The organism is Luteibacter sp. HAY1-4A (genome assembly GCF_056755355.1).
Genome location: NZ_JBNDHZ010000028.1, coordinates 45,825 through 61,471 on the forward strand (window position 1 = coordinate 45,825; position 15,647 = coordinate 61,471).

Here is a 15,647-nt window from a genome sequence, read left to right on the forward strand (position 1 = left end):
CGCGCTCATTGCGCGTGCACGCGTTCGCGCAACAGGCGCATGCCGCGTTCGACGTTCAACGCGGTGCTCACTCCGGGGAGGGTCAGGCCGAGTTCCACCAGGGTGATGGCCACGGCCGGCTGCATGCCCACCAGCACGGTCTCGGCGTCCATGATCTTGGACAGCCCGGAGATGGTGCCGATCATGCGGCCGATGAAGGAATCGACGATATCGAGCGCCGAGATGTCGATGAGGACGCCCTTGGACCCGTGCTGACTGATGCGTTCGGAGAGATCGTCCTGCAGGGTCAGCGCAAGCTGATCGTGCATGTCGACCTGGATGGTGACGAGCAGGAACTCGCCCATGCGCAGGATAGGGATGCGGTCCATGGCGCCATCAGACCTTACTGACCGTGAAGCCGGTGCGTTTGAGCGCCAGCGCCAGCGCGTCGGCGAGGTTGGCCTTCGTGACGATGCCCTGCAGGTCGAGGCCCAGGTGGACAATGGTTTGGGCGATCTGCGGGCGCACGCCGCTGATGATGGCGTCCGCGCCCATGAGGCGGATGGCCGTCACTGTCTTCAGCAGATGCTGTGCCACCAGGGTGTCCACGGTGGGCACACCGGTGATGTCGATGATGGCGATCTCGGCGCCCGTGTCGACGATACGCTGCAGCAGCGATTCCATGACTACCTGGGTGCGCTGCGAATCGAGGGTACCGATCATCGGGAGCGCCAGCACTCCGTCCCACAGCTTCACCACGGGTGTGGACAGTTCCAGCAGTTCTTCCTGCTGGCGCGCGATGACTTCCTCGCGCGATTTCTGGAACGTGCGGATGGTGTGCATGCCCAGCGCGTCGAGCAGTTCCGACACCGACCACACCTGCGCCGCGAGTTCCCCCGGCTCGCTGGCGTATTCCGCCTGGAGCAGGTCGAACAGCGGACGCTTGAGCGAAAAGATGAAGCTGGCGGTGCTCTGCGAATCCAGGCCCTGGAGGGCGCGGCCGCGCGACAGGCGTTCGAGGAACGTGCGTGTTTCGCTCCAGTCGTTCCCGGTGATGGACGCATCGCCGGCGCGCGCGTTGTTCGCCAGCAGGCGGATGAACTCACGGGTCTGCGTTTCGATTTCGCCCGCGGAAACGCGGGAATCGCGCGACACGCCGGACGCGTCGAGGCTGGCCGTCCAACTGGCGAGCAGGCTGGCCTCGTTCTTGCGAATCACTTCGATAGTTCGCTGAGTCAGTGCAGTCATGGGCATCCCCGGAAAATCGTTATGATGAGGGGGCCGTCGGCACAATGGAATAGTGCCGCGGTACCTGTCGATGTTGACGATCCCTTCACGCAATACGCTGTATCTGCGTCGCCCATCAACCCTCCCAGAGCGGATTCCATGGCCACCGAACGTCCCCTCGTCGTACTCCTCGTCGAGGATGATGATGCCATTCGCGAGATCACCTCCATGATCCTCGAAGGCGCAGGCCATGAAGTTCATGCCATGCCCAACGGCGACGCGGCCGAGAAGTGGCTGGAAACCGGAAAAGCCGATGTGCTCTTCACCGACGTGCGCATGCCGGGCAAGGTAACGGGCGACGTACTGGCCCTGCGACATAAGGACATGCGCGTGCTGGTGACCTCCGGCGAAGCCCGCGAACAGCACCACTGGCTGCCGAAAGACATGGATTACCTGCCCAAGCCATACGACCGCAGGACGTTGCTGGCCGCCCTGGAACGCGCGGCAGCCTGAGGCCGCCTCAGCCCCTGTCAAACAGAACATAGGCACGCGAGTGTCCGCTGTGTCCGCCCCCCTGTCCGTGGACGGTCGCCGCAGCACGTCAGTGCGCGGTATGGCGCGGGCGAACCGGATGGCCCGCGAATTGCTACCCACGGCCATCCACAGGGAATGGCCATGGCAGACACTTCGATTCGCTTCGCGGCGCTGGCGGCGATGCTCTTCACTACCCTCGCAAGAGCCGGCGACGCGGAGCCCGTTCGCTACGACCTCGCTTTCCACATGCAAGGCGCGGCGCTCGATACCGTCGAAGTCCGGGCGACGGCCCATGTCGGCAGGGACGGTGCGATCGAGTTCGCCGTGCCGACATGGGAAGCGACCGGCGTGCACGCCGAGGAAGGATCGCTCGACACATCGACACCGGGGCGCTGGAGACTGTCCGGACAGCCGGGAAGCGAAGTCGTGCTTTCGTGGCAAACCCAGCCGGCGTCGCCGTCACGGAACTTCGGATGGGACACATGGCAATCGGTGCTCGTGCGGCCCGATGCCGTCGTGGCTTCGACCGGCGTACTCTTCGCCATTCCCGAGGGGCCGGATAGTCGGGCCGTCGAGGTGCGCTGGTCGGCTCCTCCCGGATGGGTGGTCTCGACCTCGCTTGCCCAGGGGACGCAAACCGTCGCGCGGCTCCGGGGCGGGACGTTCCTCGCTGCGCGCAGTGCACGAACCGCGAAACGCCGCGCGGGCGCTGCCACCATCGCGATCGCCGCGCTCGCCGGCGCACGCGACGTGGAGCGCATCGCGGATGTGGTGGCCCGTGCCGTTACCGAAGCCACGCCTCCCCACACCCGCCACGACTACACGTTCAACATCGTCGACTTCGACGACACCTCACCGGGAAGAGCGGTGACCACCGCTCCCTCCGGCGGCACGGCTTACCTCACGGGCCATGTCCCGGACGATGAATGGCTGCCCTGGGTCGTCGTGGCGGCCGCGTCGCCCGAGCCCACGGAGGGCGAGCCCGCCACGGCTTGGTACGACGAGGGTTTTGCCAACTACCGGATCGTGAGCGACCTTTTTTCGAAGGGTTACCTGCCGCCCGCCGCATTCGCCCGCATCGTCGACCAGGCGACGACGAGCTACGGCAACTCTCCTTTCCGCCGCGCGCCGCAAGCCCAGGTCGAAGAGGCCTTCGCGAGTTCGCGCGACATGCGCGAACTGCCCGCCAACCGCGGTTTGCTGTTCGCCGTGTTCCTCGATGCGCGCATCCGTGCCGCCACAGGGGGCACGAAAACCCTGGCAGATGCCCTGGCGCACATGAACACGACCGGCGATCCCGGACCCGCACTGGTCGATGCGGTGGCAGGCATCGACGCGGGCGACATCGGCCCGCCCTATCACCGCTACATCGTCGACGGCGACCTGCTGCAACTTCCCCCCGACGCACTTGGCCCCTGCTTTACCATCGGCACGGTCGCCGACTGGTCCGGCTGGCAGGTACAGCATGTGTTCGCGAAACCGTCGTGCCAGCCGGGAAGCGCCGCTCGTCCCTAGGGGCCGAATACCAGCTATTCGGTGTTTTTGTGCCTTGCCGCCACCCCGCGCGCCCCGTATGGTTCCGGCTTCCGTCCCGAACCGAGTACTCCGATGTCGCATCCGCAGGAGCAGTCCCCCGAGCACCTCAGGCGCAGCCTGTCGAACCGCCACCTGCAACTGATCGCCATCGGCGGCGCCATCGGAACCGGCCTCTTCATGGGTTCGGGCAAGACCATCAGCCTCGCCGGGCCGTCCATCCTGCTGGTGTACCTCATCATCGGCGTGATGCTGTTCTTCGTGATGCGGGCCATGGGCGAGCTGCTGCTCTCCAACCTCAACTACAAGTCGTTCATCGATTTCTCCACCGACCTGCTGGGTCCGTGGGCCGGTTTCTTCTGCGGCTGGACATACTGGTTCTGCTGGATCATCACGGCGATCGCCGACGTGATCGCCATCGCCTCCTATGCTCAGTTCTGGTTTCCCGGGCTCGCCCCATGGATACCGGCGCTGCTGTGCGTACTCCTGCTGCTGGCGCTGAACCTCACCACGGTGCGCCTCTTCGGCGAGATGGAATTCTGGTTCGCCCTCATCAAGATCGTGGCCATCTGCGCCCTCATCGTCACCGGCTTCGGCATGGTGGCCTGGGCGTTCCATTCGCCGGACGGGCACGTAGCGTCGCTGTCGAACCTCTGGAACGACGGCGGCATGTTCCCCATGGGCATCGGTGGCTTCTTCGCCGGCTTCCAGATCGCCGTGTTCGCCTTCGTGGGCATCGAGCTGGTGGGCACCACGGCCGCCGAAACCGCCGACCCGGAGCGCAACCTGCCCAAGGCGATCAATTCGATCCCCGTGCGCATCATCCTGTTCTACGTGCTGTCGCTCGTGGTGATCATGTCGGTGACGCCATGGCGCCAGGTGATGCCGGGCAAGAGCCCCTTCGTGGAACTGTTCGTGCTCGCAGGCATCCCGGCCGCCGCCAGCCTGATCAACTTCGTGGTGCTCACGTCGGCCACCTCGTCGGCCAACAGCGGCATCTTCTCCACCAGCCGCATGCTGTTCGGCCTGGCCGAGGAAGACCACGCGCCGAAGGCGTTCCACCAGCTCTCCAAGGCCGCGGTGCCCTCGCGTGGCCTCTTCTTCTCGTGCCTGTGCCTGCTCGGCGGCGCGATGCTCGTCTACGTCATTCCCAACCTCGTCACCGCCTTCACGCTGGTGACGACGCTGGCCGCCATCCTCTTCATGTTCGTGTGGTCGCTGATCCTGGTGGCGTACATGGCCTACCGGAAGAAGCGCCCCGAGTTGCACGCGGTATCGGGTTACAAGATGCCCGGCGGCGTGGCGATGTGCTGGGCGTGCCTCGTGTTCTTCGCGTTCGTGCTGGTGCTTCTGGCGTTGGAAAGCGATACGCGCCAGGCCTTGATCGCCAGCCCGGTGTGGTTCGCGATACTCGGCATCGGCTACGCACTGCGTCGCAAGAAGGCCTGAACCGCGAACCGCTTGCGATTCTTGTGGGAGCCGGCTGTGCCGGCGATCCCGCGGCAGCGGGCAATCTTGTCGCGAGCACCCATCGCCGCTGAAGCGGCTCCCACACAAAGCTCGCATGGCTGCCGTGGCGGTTCCTACAAGTAGCCTTCAAAAAGAAGGGCCCGCTCTTTCGAGCGGGCCCTTCGCTTTCGCAAAAGCGAGCGGCCTTAGAAGGCCACGCGCACACCGGCGGTGACGCCGTACGCCGAGCGGCGCTTGCCTTCCTCGGCGGTGAGGCCACCGTAGAGGTAGGTGCTCTTGCCGAGGCGCATCGTGCCGTTCGCGTTCACCTGGACGAAGCCACGGCCGACGCCCGGAGCGGCGGTGTCGAAGCGCTGGCCCGCCAGCGTGTCGTGCACGGTCGGATCGAGCAGGTCGCCGGTATCGGCACCCACCGCGATACCCGCGTGCCAGGTGAGCGTGGACGCCAGCGGATCGGCCGCCTTCGAACCCATGGTCACGCCGGCGAGCACGCGGGTGCCGTTCTCCGACAGTTTGTCCACCGAGAGGGCGGCGACGGAGGCGCGCTCGTTCACCGCGTCACGTTCCACCTTCTGCCACACGACGCTGGCATACGGTTCGATACGCGAACCGCCGGCCGTCTGCATCGGCATGCGCAAAGTGGCGCTGGCCATGCTGTCCTTGCCCGAGGTGCGGGTTTCCAGCTGCGAACCGCCCATCGGGTCCGGACGACGCGTCGTCCAGTCGGTATTGCCGTAAGCCGCCACACCATCCAGCACGAAGCTGCCGAGCGCCTGCTGCGCATAGACCATGCCCGACGTGCCGCGGATGGAACCCGAGCCGCCATGCGAGATTACGTTGGTGTCGTGGTGCGTTGCCGCCACGCCGAGCACCGTGCCGCCTTCGGCGTAGAGGTCGATGCCGCCCGTGGTGCGGTCGGTACCGGTCTCGAATCCGCTGCCCTGCCCGTCGGCGACGGAACGGTTGCCGTCGCGGGTGACATTGGCCCAGACGTTGTGCGCCATGTCGGCCGAACGGTCGGTGGCGAGATGGTCGCTCACGTCGCGCTGCATGCCGAGGCCCGCATTGCGCGCGGCAGCCGCCTGGTCGGCGTGCACTTCACCGGACAGGTTGCCCACCATCGATGCCACGCGATCGGCACCGAGCGACGACACCGCATACAGCAGGTCGTTCTGCGTCGCCGTGGCGGCGTCGGCATCCATCGCCTGCACCGCGCCGTCGAGCGCGCCGGCGGCCGCGAGGCCATTGCGCTTCGCACTGGAGCCAAGCAGCGCCGCATACGACACGGGAGCTACGCGCAGGTCGATGCTGTGACCGTCGTTCGCGCCGTAGAACGCGAGGAAGCGCGCGTTCGCAGGCAAGCCATCCGTCGGCTGCTCGATCGAGGCGAAACGGCCTTCCACGCCACCGTCCGCCGTCACGATGCGATACGTGCTGCCCAGCGCCGGGGTGTACGTGTTGGATGCGTTGCCGGTGATGCCGCGCAGCGTCGGCACCAGCGTGCCGTCGGCAATGAAGCGGTTGCCTTCGCCCACTACCAGCACGCGCGAGTAGTTGCCCGCGCCGTTACCCGTGCCGAGGCCGTCGATGTCGACCTGCAGCGAGCTGCCGGCCTGCATCGTGACCGTGCCGGCCACGGTGAGCGTGCCGGGCGAGTTGCCGGCGGCCAGGCGGCCGTCGACATTGACCGGACCGCTGATGACGCCGGTACCGCGCAGCATGGCGCCCTGGTCCACCTGCACGAAGCTGCTGGCGAGAACGCCGTTCGCGCTAAGCACGCCATCTTCCACGCAGGTACCGCTCGCAAGGCTGGATTGGCCTGTGAGGCTGAGGTAGCCCTTGCCCGACTTCACGAAGCAACCGTTGCCCTCGCCCGCCATCAGGTTGCCCGAAAGCACGGTGGTGGTACCGGCCGCGACGTTCACGCCGGAGTCGCCGCTGATGATCACTTCCTGGCCGGTACCGAGCGTGGTGTCGGACTGCAGCGTGCCGCCCTGGAGAAGGATCTGGCCCGTGCCCAGCGAGGAACCGGAGTTGATGCGGATGACGCCGCCCTGGATCAGGGTGCCGCCGGCGAAGGTGTTGTTGCCGTACACCACCAGGGTGCCGCCGCCGAGCTTCACCAGCCCGCCGTTGCCGCCGATGTCGCCATGCTGGTTCAGGACAACGCCGTCCAACGTGGTGATCTGCGCGCCATGGCTGCCGATCAGGATGTCGCGATCGGTGCTCATCGTCTGGGTGACGGTGAGGTTGCCGCCGTTGATGGCGATGTTGCCGGACGCGTCACCGAGGTTGGCGTCGGAAGACACCTGCAGCGTGCCGCCGTTGATCGTGGTGCCGCCCTTATAGGTGTTGTTGCCACCAAGGATCAGCGTGCCGGCGTTCACGGTGGTGCCACCCGTGTGCGAGACGGCGCCCGAAAGGTCGAGCGTGCCCTTGCCGTTCTTCACGAGTCCGGCCGCGCCCGACACGTTACCCGTGGCGGTGAGCGTGGTGCCGACGTTGGTGTCGATCGTGCCGCTGCCGTCGAGCGACAGGTTGCGCGCCGTGGTGAAGCTGCCGGTGGTATGCAGCGAACCGCCCTCGAAGTCGATGCCGTTCGATGCATCACCGAGGTTGGCATCCGTCTGCACCTGCAGCGTACCGCCGCTGATCGTGTTGCCGCCGGTATACGTGTTGTGGGCCGTGAGGACCAGGATGCCGTCGTTCACCACGGTGCCGCCGGTGTGGGAAGCCACGCCGCCAATCACCAGGCGACCGTCACCGTTCTTCACCAGCGCGCCCGTACCCGAGGCCGTGCCGCCCGTCGCCATGGTCGTGCCAGCGTCGACGTCGAAGTGCGCGTCGCCGTCCAGGATCACGTTGCGGTCGGAGTTGATCGTGTCGGTGGTATGCAGCGTGCCGCCCTGGAACACGACGTCGCCGCCGGCACCGAGGTTGTCGTCGCTGGACACCTGCAACGTCGAACCCAGGTCGATGGTCGTCGGGCCCACGTAGCCATTGTTGCCATTCAGCACCAGCGTGCCGCCCATGACATGGACGCCGCCGGCCTGGTTCACGGTGCCGTCGATGCGAACGGTGCCCTGTCCGGCGGTGTAGAACGTGCCGTTGCCCGACACGTCGCCGCTGGTGGCGAAGGTGGTATTGGCACCGGTGGCCACCATGCCGCCGTAGGCGGAGGTGACGATGTCGCGCGCCGAATTCACGTTACCTGTGGTCAGCAGTTCGCCGCCGTCGAGGAACACGCCGCCGCTCGCGTCGCCGAGGTTGCCGTCGTTCGATATGGCGACCACCGAGTTCGGGCCGACGAAAGTGCCGCCGGTATAGGTGTTGTCGCCCGAGAGCACGAGCGTGCCGCCGTCGGAAATCGTGGCGCCATCCTGGGTCAGGTTGCCGCTCTGCTCGATACGTCCATGGCCATAGGCCACGAAGTCGCCGGTGCCGGTGACTTTGCCGGTGTGGACATAAACGTCGCCGCCGCCGGTGATCACGGTACCCGTGCCGGTGACGTCGATATCGCGCGACGAGGTCATGCTGCCCGCGGCGTACAGCGTGCCGTGGTCGAGCGACAGGTCACCCGTGCCCAGCGCGGCATCCTGGTAGATCGTGAGCGTGCCGTTTTCGACCGTGGTACCGCCCGTGTATGTGTTCGCGTTGCCGAGAACCAGCTGACCGCCCGACTGCGCCAGACCACCGTTGCCGGAAACCGTGCCGTCGATGACCACCGCTTTGCCGTCGTCGATGGCCAGCGTGCCGCCGCCGTCGAGGCTCAGCTCGCGCGCCGTCACCACCGTGCCCGTGGCGTGCAACGTGCCGCCATTGAGGGTGAGGTTGCCCGAGGCGTCGCCCAGGTTCGCATCGTTGGACACTTCCAGCGTGCCGTCGGCGTTGACGACGGTGCCGCCGGTGTAGGTGTTGCTGCCCTTGAGAACGAGCGTGCCGCCGTTCACGGTGGTGCCGCCCGTGTGCGAGGCCACACCATCGATCTCCAGCACGCCGTCGCCGTCCTTCACGAGGCCGCCTGCGCCGGAAACGGTGCCGGAGGTGGTCATGGCGGTGCCCGCATCGGTGTCGATCGAACCCTGCGTATTCAGTAGCAGGTTGCGCGACGAATCCACGTTGCCCGTGGTGTGCAGGGAGCCGCCGTTGAAGATGACATTGGTGCCGACACCGAGGTTCGCGTCGTCCGCGATTTCCAGCGTGCCTTCGTCGATCTGCGTGTCGCCCGAAAGGAGGTTCTGCGCATTCGAGAGCACCAGCGTACCGTCGCCCGATTTCACGAGCGTGCCACTGCCCGCGATCATGCCCGTCGTGGCCATGGTCGTGTCGGCACCGATGTCGAGCGTGCCATTACCGAAGATCAGGATCTGCTTGGCGGTGTCGACGTCGCCCGTGGTGGCCAACGTGCCCTGGCTGAGTACGACCGGTCCTCCCAGAGCGGAGCCGAGAGCCGCCGCGCCGTTCACTTGCAGCGTGGCGTCCTGGGCCACGGTGGTAGCGCCAAGATAATGGTTGTTGCCATTCAGGATGAGCGTGCCTTGCCCGACATTGAAGCCGCCGTTCTGGTCGGCGTCGCCATCGATGCGCAGCGTGCCCAGGCCCACCTTGTCGACACTGCCGTCGCCGGACACGCTGCCCGTGGTGGCGAACGTGGTCTGCGCATCGATATCGAAATAGCCTGCGTTCGGGGAGACAAGGATGTTGCGCGAGGAATCCACATCGCCCGTGCTGTGCAGCGTACCGCCGTCGAGCGTGAGGTTGCCGCCCGGTACGCCGAGGTTCTCGTCGCTCGACACCTGCACGGTGCCGCCTTCGTGCACGACCGTGCCGCCGGTGTAGGTGTTGTTGCCGTTGAGCACCAGCGTGCCTTCGTTGACGACGGTGGCGCCGTCCTGCGAGAGGTTGCCGTTCTCTTCGAGGGTACCGGCGCCGTCCTTGACGAAGTCGCCCTCGCCGGTCACCGCGCCGGTGTGCGTCAGCGTGGTGCCGGTGGCGGTGTCGACGGTGCCGGTGCCCTGCACGTCGATGGCGTTCGCCAGGACCATCGACTCCGTGGTATCGAGCGTGCCGTTGGCGAGCGACACGGTGCCCGTGCCCAGCGCGTTGCCGTTGTCGATCGACACCGTGGCGTCAGCGACGGTGGTGCCGCCGGTGTAGGTGTTCGTGCCGGTGAAGCCCTGCGTGCCGCCGATGACGTTCACGCCGCCGGTGCCGGCGATGGTACCGGTGTAGGTGTCGTGCCCGTCCGTGATGGTGAGGTCGTTCGCGCCGAGCGTCACGGTGCCGTTGCCGCCGAGCGAGGCAATGTTCTCGTTGCCGTTGGCCTGGCCGATGTCGAGCGTGCCGTTGTTGGTCACGCCGCTGGACGTCGCGATGCTGCCGTCCCCCGCGAGCACGAGCGTCGCACCGTTACCGATGGTGGTGCCGCCGGTGTAGGTGTTCTCGCCGGTCAGCGTCACGGAACCGCCGCCCGTGCTGTTGACGATATTGAGGTCGCCGGGAATGCCCGGGGTGGCATCGGAAATCACGCCCGTGAACGTCGAATCGCGATCGTTCTGGTCAATCGTGCCGCCGTTGCCGGAAAGCGTGAGGTCCTGATCCATGTGGACGTTGTTCTGGTCGACCGTGAGCGTGCCGCCGTCGAAGGCGCCGTCGGTCGTACCGAGGCCCGTGGTCGTCGTGGGATTGGCCGGGTCGATCGTCACGACGGACGGGCCGCCGGCGTTGGCGGCGTCGCCGGGCGTCGCCAACTGGATGAAATCCGGGTTGTCGGGTACGCAATTTGCGACAGGGCCGAGCAGCGAGATGCACTGGCCGGCATAGACGCCCATCTCTACACCGCCGTCAGCCGAACCGGCGGTATTGGCGGCGTCGTTCGAAAGCGCAGTGAAGCTTATGGTGTAGACGGTGCCTGCCACCAGGCTCACACCCTGGTAGATGCCGTCGAAGCTGCCGACGGCGCCGTCGTACCAAGAGCCCGCGGTAGCGGTATTCACATTGGTCGTGGTCTGGTCACCCGAACCCGGCGCATTCCAGGTACCGGCGGCTTCCGGCGTGGTGCCGGCCTGGTACACGACGCCCCAGCCCGCGGGGGCCTGAACGTCCTTGTCGGGAACCTGACCGCCCTGCGTGAAGAGGGGGTTCGTGAACAGGTTCGTGTTCGTGTCGCCGGCCGCATACAGGCCGACGTTTCCGAAGGTCCAGTAAGCCGGATCCTGGCGGAAGGCGAACAGGATGTAGTTGTTGCCCGTTTGGGTAGGCGTGAAGGTGACGGTGTAATTCTGGAACTGATTCGCAACGTTCGACGCGCTGTTCGGAGCGGTACCGTTGTTGATGTCCAGCAGCGCGCCGCCAGGCATCGAGAGGTATCCGGCGTCGGCGAAGGCCGGTGTCGCAAACGAAAGCGCCGCGGCAAGGGCCGCCAGCGACAGGACGGTGGTGCGCGGCGTGTGCTTCGCTACGCATCCGCCGGAAGTACGGCGGCCGAGTTCGGACGTAACGACGAGCTGGCTGATCGCCCGGTTCCAGACGATGCGGAAAATTCTATTCATTAGAGGTGTCGGTCCTGTCGCTGAGGTCGGTGCCCTCCCCTGCGACCCCCTGCCGTGGATGACAGGTGCCGTGAGAGCAATGACCCATCAGCAAGGCCCATGCCAGCTAATGTGAAGCCTGTATTACAGAGACTTGGCCCGCTCCGGCGGCGCGGACCGGCCTGACGCGCAGCGGCAATTTGTGACGGGCCTCACAGATTTCACCAAGGTGAAGACGAAAAACGTCCCTTGGCTGGACGGTTCGCCAACGATAGTGCTAGCGACACCCGGGCCCCTCCGGAGGCCAAGGCGGCCGTCGATGCAGTCGGCCGCCTCGCCACCTAAGAATCAGCGAGACGAACTCGACGTGCCCGCCACGGGCGACGCAAGCAGCAGCGGACCGCGCTTCACCTGCACGTAAACCGACGCCACCGGTTCCAGCGCGGCACCCTTCAGGCGCCATGCCGACACCAGCCAGTCGCCATTGATCCGCCAGCCCACGTGCCCATGGCCGATGAACCCAAGCAGCGTTTCGCCCCGGAACTCGATGGGAAAGAAGCTGGCCTCGGGACCGTAGCCCGTCATCTCGCCATCGGCAAAGTTCGCGCCGAACACGGGCAGGTCGGGGTACGAGTTGGTGTCGCCCTTCGGCGCGATACCTTTTGGCGATCGGGCCGCCGCGACCATGGCGTCGTAGGCCTTCTTGGCGTCACCCTTCAACGGACGATCGAGTGTGCCTGGCACGGGGTTGCGGTCGTAGCGGGCCACGGAGGTCATGGACATCGTGGCGAATTCGTCGCACGGCGACTGCTTCGGCGCGCACGCGCTGCCCACCGGCGACAGCGCATGGTCGAACCGCAGGACCAGGCGGGTGCCTGCGCCGAAACGGTCGCCGTTCCACGGTGCGGCTTCGAGGTTCATTTCGTCGGCCGACGGGTTCGTGAGGACCGTGGCGACCACGTCCCCTCCGATCTTCGCCATGTCGTGCAGGGTCATGCAGTCGCCGTCCCATGCAGCGGGGACGTCGACCGCGATCGCTTTCCTGCCATCGATGCGGAACGGTTCCTCCGTCCAGCAATGGGCCGTGCCGCCCACCGAGTACAACGAACTCACCGGGCTCCCAGGGAGCTTGCGATAACCCGACGAGGCATCCAGTTCGTCCAATGCCTTGCCCATCCGGGCGTCAGGTTCATAAGGGAAGGCCTTGGCGTCCTCGAGAGGAACGTCGGTGGCAAGGGTGATCGGCACACCCGTCTTGGCGAGGTCGGCAAGCACGTCGTACGAGCCTGCGGGAAGTCGCGGCAGCGCGCTTTGCACGATGTCGAGGGGCTTCGGCGCCTTCGCGTCGAGCCCCCGCAGGACGTCGATGCGCTCCTGGTATTGCCCGACCGTGGCCGGCAGCGGCTTTCCAGGAGTGTCGCGCAGGAAGTCGGCGATGGCGGCGTCGCGGTCGGCCAGCCAATGCAGCTGGTCGAGCCTGAGCGCGTCGGCCTTGTCGGGGTGATTCTTCAGCGCTGCGCGGAAGGCGTCGCTCAGCGTCCCGTCGAGTGCGGAGACCTTCGGCGACGCGCATATCGCCTTTTCGGCAGGAGTGGCGGCCTTGCCGCAATCGAAGCCGGCGGCGGAACACATACCCGCGGTCAGCAGCAAAGGGATCCCCAGCAGTCCTTGAATCGTCTTCCTCACGAGCATTCCTCCTAAGCCGGCCCTCCGGCGATCGGAGGACATTCTAGGGGTCGATGCTGAAGGGCGCCTGCTGAGCTATATTCGGCCATTCCGGGCGGCGAGCTGGGGGGCTCGTCCGCGCACGGAAAGGGGAGAAACCATGGAAGTGCTCAAGGGCGCCGACCAGCGGCGCAAGCAGACGTACTCGGCGGAGCCGGCACGATGAGCGGGTTCAAGCCAGTGGACCATCGGCACGACGACGCGCTCAGCCGCGTGTCGTGGGACACGTTCGAACATCTCGTGGCAGATCACTACCGCGGCCTCGGCTACGAGGTGGTGCACGTGGGCACGGGCGGTGGCGCGAACCGCACCGACGGCGGTATCGACCTGAAGCTGCTGCGCGACCAGGAAATAGTGGTGGTGCAGTGCAAGCATTGGAACTGCTGGAAGGTGCCGCACAACGACGTGCACCAGCTCATCGGCGTGATGCATACGGCCGGTGCCACCGGCGCCATCGTGATCACCTCGGGCGAATTCACCCGGGCGGCGATCGAAGCCGCGGCGAAGTTCCGGCACATACGGCTGATCGACGGGAAGACGGTGCGCGCGATGCTGGGGCCCGTAGCGGAGCCTGCCATGCCACATGCAAGCATCGATGGTATGCCGTCATGGGTACCGGCCGTGCGGAAGCCGGCACGAGCCAGGAAGCATGGCCCGCTCGTTGCGGCAGCCGGCGCCGTCATCGCGATGACCGTCATGCTGGCCATGCTTTACAGCTACTACATCGGCGAAATCCACCGCGCCAGGGTCAACACGCTTCAGGCAGCCGTCTCCCGCGCCGTGCAGGTGACGCAACCCATGCGGTCACCAGCCGTGCTGCCGACGCTGACGTCCAACAAGCCGATGAGTACGTTCAACGGGCGCCCTGCCATCGTGCACGACGCGCCCATGAACAAGGCTGACATCGCGGCCTGGGAAAAGAAGAACGCCGAGTCGATGCGCATCCTCGAGAAGACGACGCCGCCGCTGCCTTGACGCTCCACCCGAAAGGCTAAAGCGCCCGAGCCGCATGTTCTTGCGCAAGCGTCAAGAACTTGCGACTTCATGACGCATTAAACCATTGTCGTCGCCACGAGCACTCACGTTGCGCACCATGTCGTGCACAGGGGAGTGTGAAAAATGACGTACGGTTCTGGAAAGGCCGCGAAGGTGCGCGCCTGGAGATATCGCTTACTCATTGCAGCAGGCTTGCTGCTACCGACAATCGCGGCGGCGCAGACAACGGTCACGCCGGAAGAGGAATACAAGAAACTCGTCAAGATCAGCGACGACATTCAACCGCTCGGCGACACCCCGTTCGGTGAACAGGTCAACCTGTACGATGGCACGTTGGGGTTCTACCAGGTAGACGTGACTGTGCCGGGTACCGGCCCGACGATCACCATCGGGCGCGAGTTCTACCTTCACAACACCCGCGACAGCCTGGACCTGCAGAACCTGCCCTTCGGGGATTGGGAACTGGCGCTACCGCAGATAACCACTATCACCGCCAACCAGCGGGACGTGACGGGATGGGTCGTCAGCGGAGCGAGCCCAAAGGCCATCTGTACCTCGTTCAACGCGCCGCCGACGGTAGCGCAAAGTGGCCTGGACCGCCCACCCTGGTCTCCGGACGACTGGTGGCGTGGCTACCAGCTCCATGTTCCTGGGCAAGGCAGCCAGGAGCTGCTCCATCGCTCCCCGCAAAACACCGCCACGCCAACCTGGGATTTCATTCCATTCAGTTCCCCCACAGTGCCGATCGTCACTGCCAACGACTGGTCGATCGGTTGCTTGCAGCAAGCCAGTACCGACCCGACCACGCAGGCTTTCCTCGCGGTCGCTCCAGACGGCACTCGCTATACGCTCGATCATCTTTCCTATCGCTACATGCCGACCCTGACGCGCCCGTTGCTTTCGTCGTTCAGTGCCGCTCGGACGAATGTGGCTCTGTCGCCGCTCGCCTCCACATCCGACACCCTCGTACGCCGCGAAGGACGCATGCTCGTTACACGCGTGCAAGACCGATTCGGCAACTGGGTCTCGTACGCGTATAGCGGCGATCTGGTGACGGACATCACCGCAAGCGATGGGCGTCACGTCAGCCTGGCTTATGAGGCTGGCACGCCCCGCATTTCCACTATCACCGTACAAGGGAATGCCTCCGGGTCGCGCACCTGGACCTATGCATATACGAAGGTGGGCCTGCTCTGGCAGCTCACGTCCATCCGCCAACCCGATGGCTCCACGTGGTCGTTCGACATGACCGGCCTCAATAATGCGTGGGTCGACATGACGGGGAACGTGGGATCATGCGAAGCGCTACCGACCCTGAACTTCGGTTCGTCCAGTGTCTTTACCGGCCGCATGACCCATCCGTCGGGGCTGACGGGAAGCTTCACCGTCATGCCTGTGCGGCATGGCCGCTCCAACGTACCGCAGGATTGCAGCGCCGGTGTAAATCAGTCGACCGCTCCCACCAATCCAGGGACCTGGGCCAACATTCCCAATGCCTATTACGGCCTGTCGATCATCCAGCGGCAGCTGTCGGGAACCGGGCTTGGCGTGGGCAGCACCGTCGCCACACAGACATGGTCTTACACCTACTCTCCGGCCAACGAGAGCTGGTCGAAAAACTGCAACAACACGTGCGCCTCCACCGTCTGGACC

At 65.7% G+C, this 15,647-nt stretch carries 8 protein-coding genes and 1 pseudogene; 5 read left to right on the top strand and 4 right to left on the bottom strand.

Annotated features, from left to right (window positions below; genetic code table 11):
- Positions 1-5 precede the first annotated feature (5 nt).
- The gene (locus ACPYOD_RS11255) at positions 6-368 is read right to left on the bottom strand and encodes an STAS domain-containing protein (protein ID WP_481301828.1); all 363 of its coding nucleotides are present in this window, start codon (positions 366-368) and stop codon (positions 6-8) included.
- Between the two features lie 7 nt (positions 369-375).
- A complete protein-coding gene (locus ACPYOD_RS11260) occupies positions 376-1,227 on the bottom strand; it encodes an STAS domain-containing protein (protein ID WP_481301829.1) in 852 nt (283 codons plus the stop codon).
- A gap of 138 nt (positions 1,228-1,365) precedes the next feature.
- Here ACPYOD_RS11260 and ACPYOD_RS11265 point away from each other — a divergent pair, with 138 nt between their 5' ends.
- The 3 genes from ACPYOD_RS11265 to cycA all read left to right on the top strand — a co-directional run bounded on the left by ACPYOD_RS11265 (position 1,366) and on the right by cycA (position 4,722).
- Positions 1,366-1,719, top strand: a complete 354-nt coding sequence (locus ACPYOD_RS11265; RefSeq protein ID WP_481301830.1) for a response regulator — start codon at positions 1,366-1,368, stop codon at positions 1,717-1,719.
- A gap of 162 nt (positions 1,720-1,881) precedes the next feature.
- Positions 1,882-3,255, top strand: coding sequence for a hypothetical protein (locus ACPYOD_RS11270; protein ID WP_481301831.1), 1,374 nt, complete (start codon positions 1,882-1,884; stop codon positions 3,253-3,255).
- A 93-nt stretch (positions 3,256-3,348) separates the two neighbouring features.
- Positions 3,349-4,722, top strand: a complete 1,374-nt coding sequence (gene cycA / locus ACPYOD_RS11275) for a D-serine/D-alanine/glycine transporter (RefSeq protein WP_481301832.1) — start codon at positions 3,349-3,351, stop codon at positions 4,720-4,722.
- A 206-nt stretch (positions 4,723-4,928) separates the two neighbouring features.
- Here cycA and ACPYOD_RS11280 read toward each other — a convergent pair whose 3' ends face one another.
- Positions 4,929-11,294: an autotransporter-associated beta strand repeat-containing protein gene (locus tag ACPYOD_RS11280; protein WP_481301833.1), complete on the bottom strand. Its 6,366-nt coding sequence runs from the start codon at positions 11,292-11,294 to the stop codon at positions 4,929-4,931.
- 327 nt (positions 11,295-11,621) lie between these two features.
- The gene (locus ACPYOD_RS11285) at positions 11,622-12,959 is read right to left on the bottom strand and encodes a lysozyme inhibitor LprI family protein (protein ID WP_481301834.1); all 1,338 of its coding nucleotides are present in this window, start codon (positions 12,957-12,959) and stop codon (positions 11,622-11,624) included.
- Between the two features lie 201 nt (positions 12,960-13,160).
- Here ACPYOD_RS11285 and ACPYOD_RS11290 point away from each other — a divergent pair, with 201 nt between their 5' ends.
- Positions 13,161-13,973 carry a restriction endonuclease gene (locus ACPYOD_RS11290; protein WP_481301835.1) on the top strand — a complete coding sequence of 271 codons (813 nt, stop codon included), beginning with the start codon at positions 13,161-13,163 and terminating at the stop codon, positions 13,971-13,973.
- Between the two features lie 144 nt (positions 13,974-14,117).
- Positions 14,118-15,647 (top strand): annotated as a pseudogene (locus tag ACPYOD_RS11295) (hypothetical protein); the annotation flags it as partial.

Coding starts and splice junctions, on each gene's coding strand:
- ACPYOD_RS11255 (WP_481301828.1), bottom strand. CDS start 368: ATGGACCGCATCCCTATCCTGCGCATGGGCGAGTTCCTGCTCGTCACC.
- ACPYOD_RS11260 (WP_481301829.1), bottom strand. CDS start 1,227: ATGACTGCACTGACTCAGCGAACTATCGAAGTGATTCGCAAGAACGAG.
- ACPYOD_RS11265 (WP_481301830.1), top strand. CDS start 1,366: ATGGCCACCGAACGTCCCCTCGTCGTACTCCTCGTCGAGGATGATGAT.
- ACPYOD_RS11270 (WP_481301831.1), top strand. CDS start 1,882: ATGGCAGACACTTCGATTCGCTTCGCGGCGCTGGCGGCGATGCTCTTC.
- cycA (WP_481301832.1), top strand. CDS start 3,349: ATGTCGCATCCGCAGGAGCAGTCCCCCGAGCACCTCAGGCGCAGCCTG.
- ACPYOD_RS11280 (WP_481301833.1), bottom strand. CDS start 11,294: ATGAATAGAATTTTCCGCATCGTCTGGAACCGGGCGATCAGCCAGCTC.
- ACPYOD_RS11290 (WP_481301835.1), top strand. CDS start 13,161: ATGAGCGGGTTCAAGCCAGTGGACCATCGGCACGACGACGCGCTCAGC.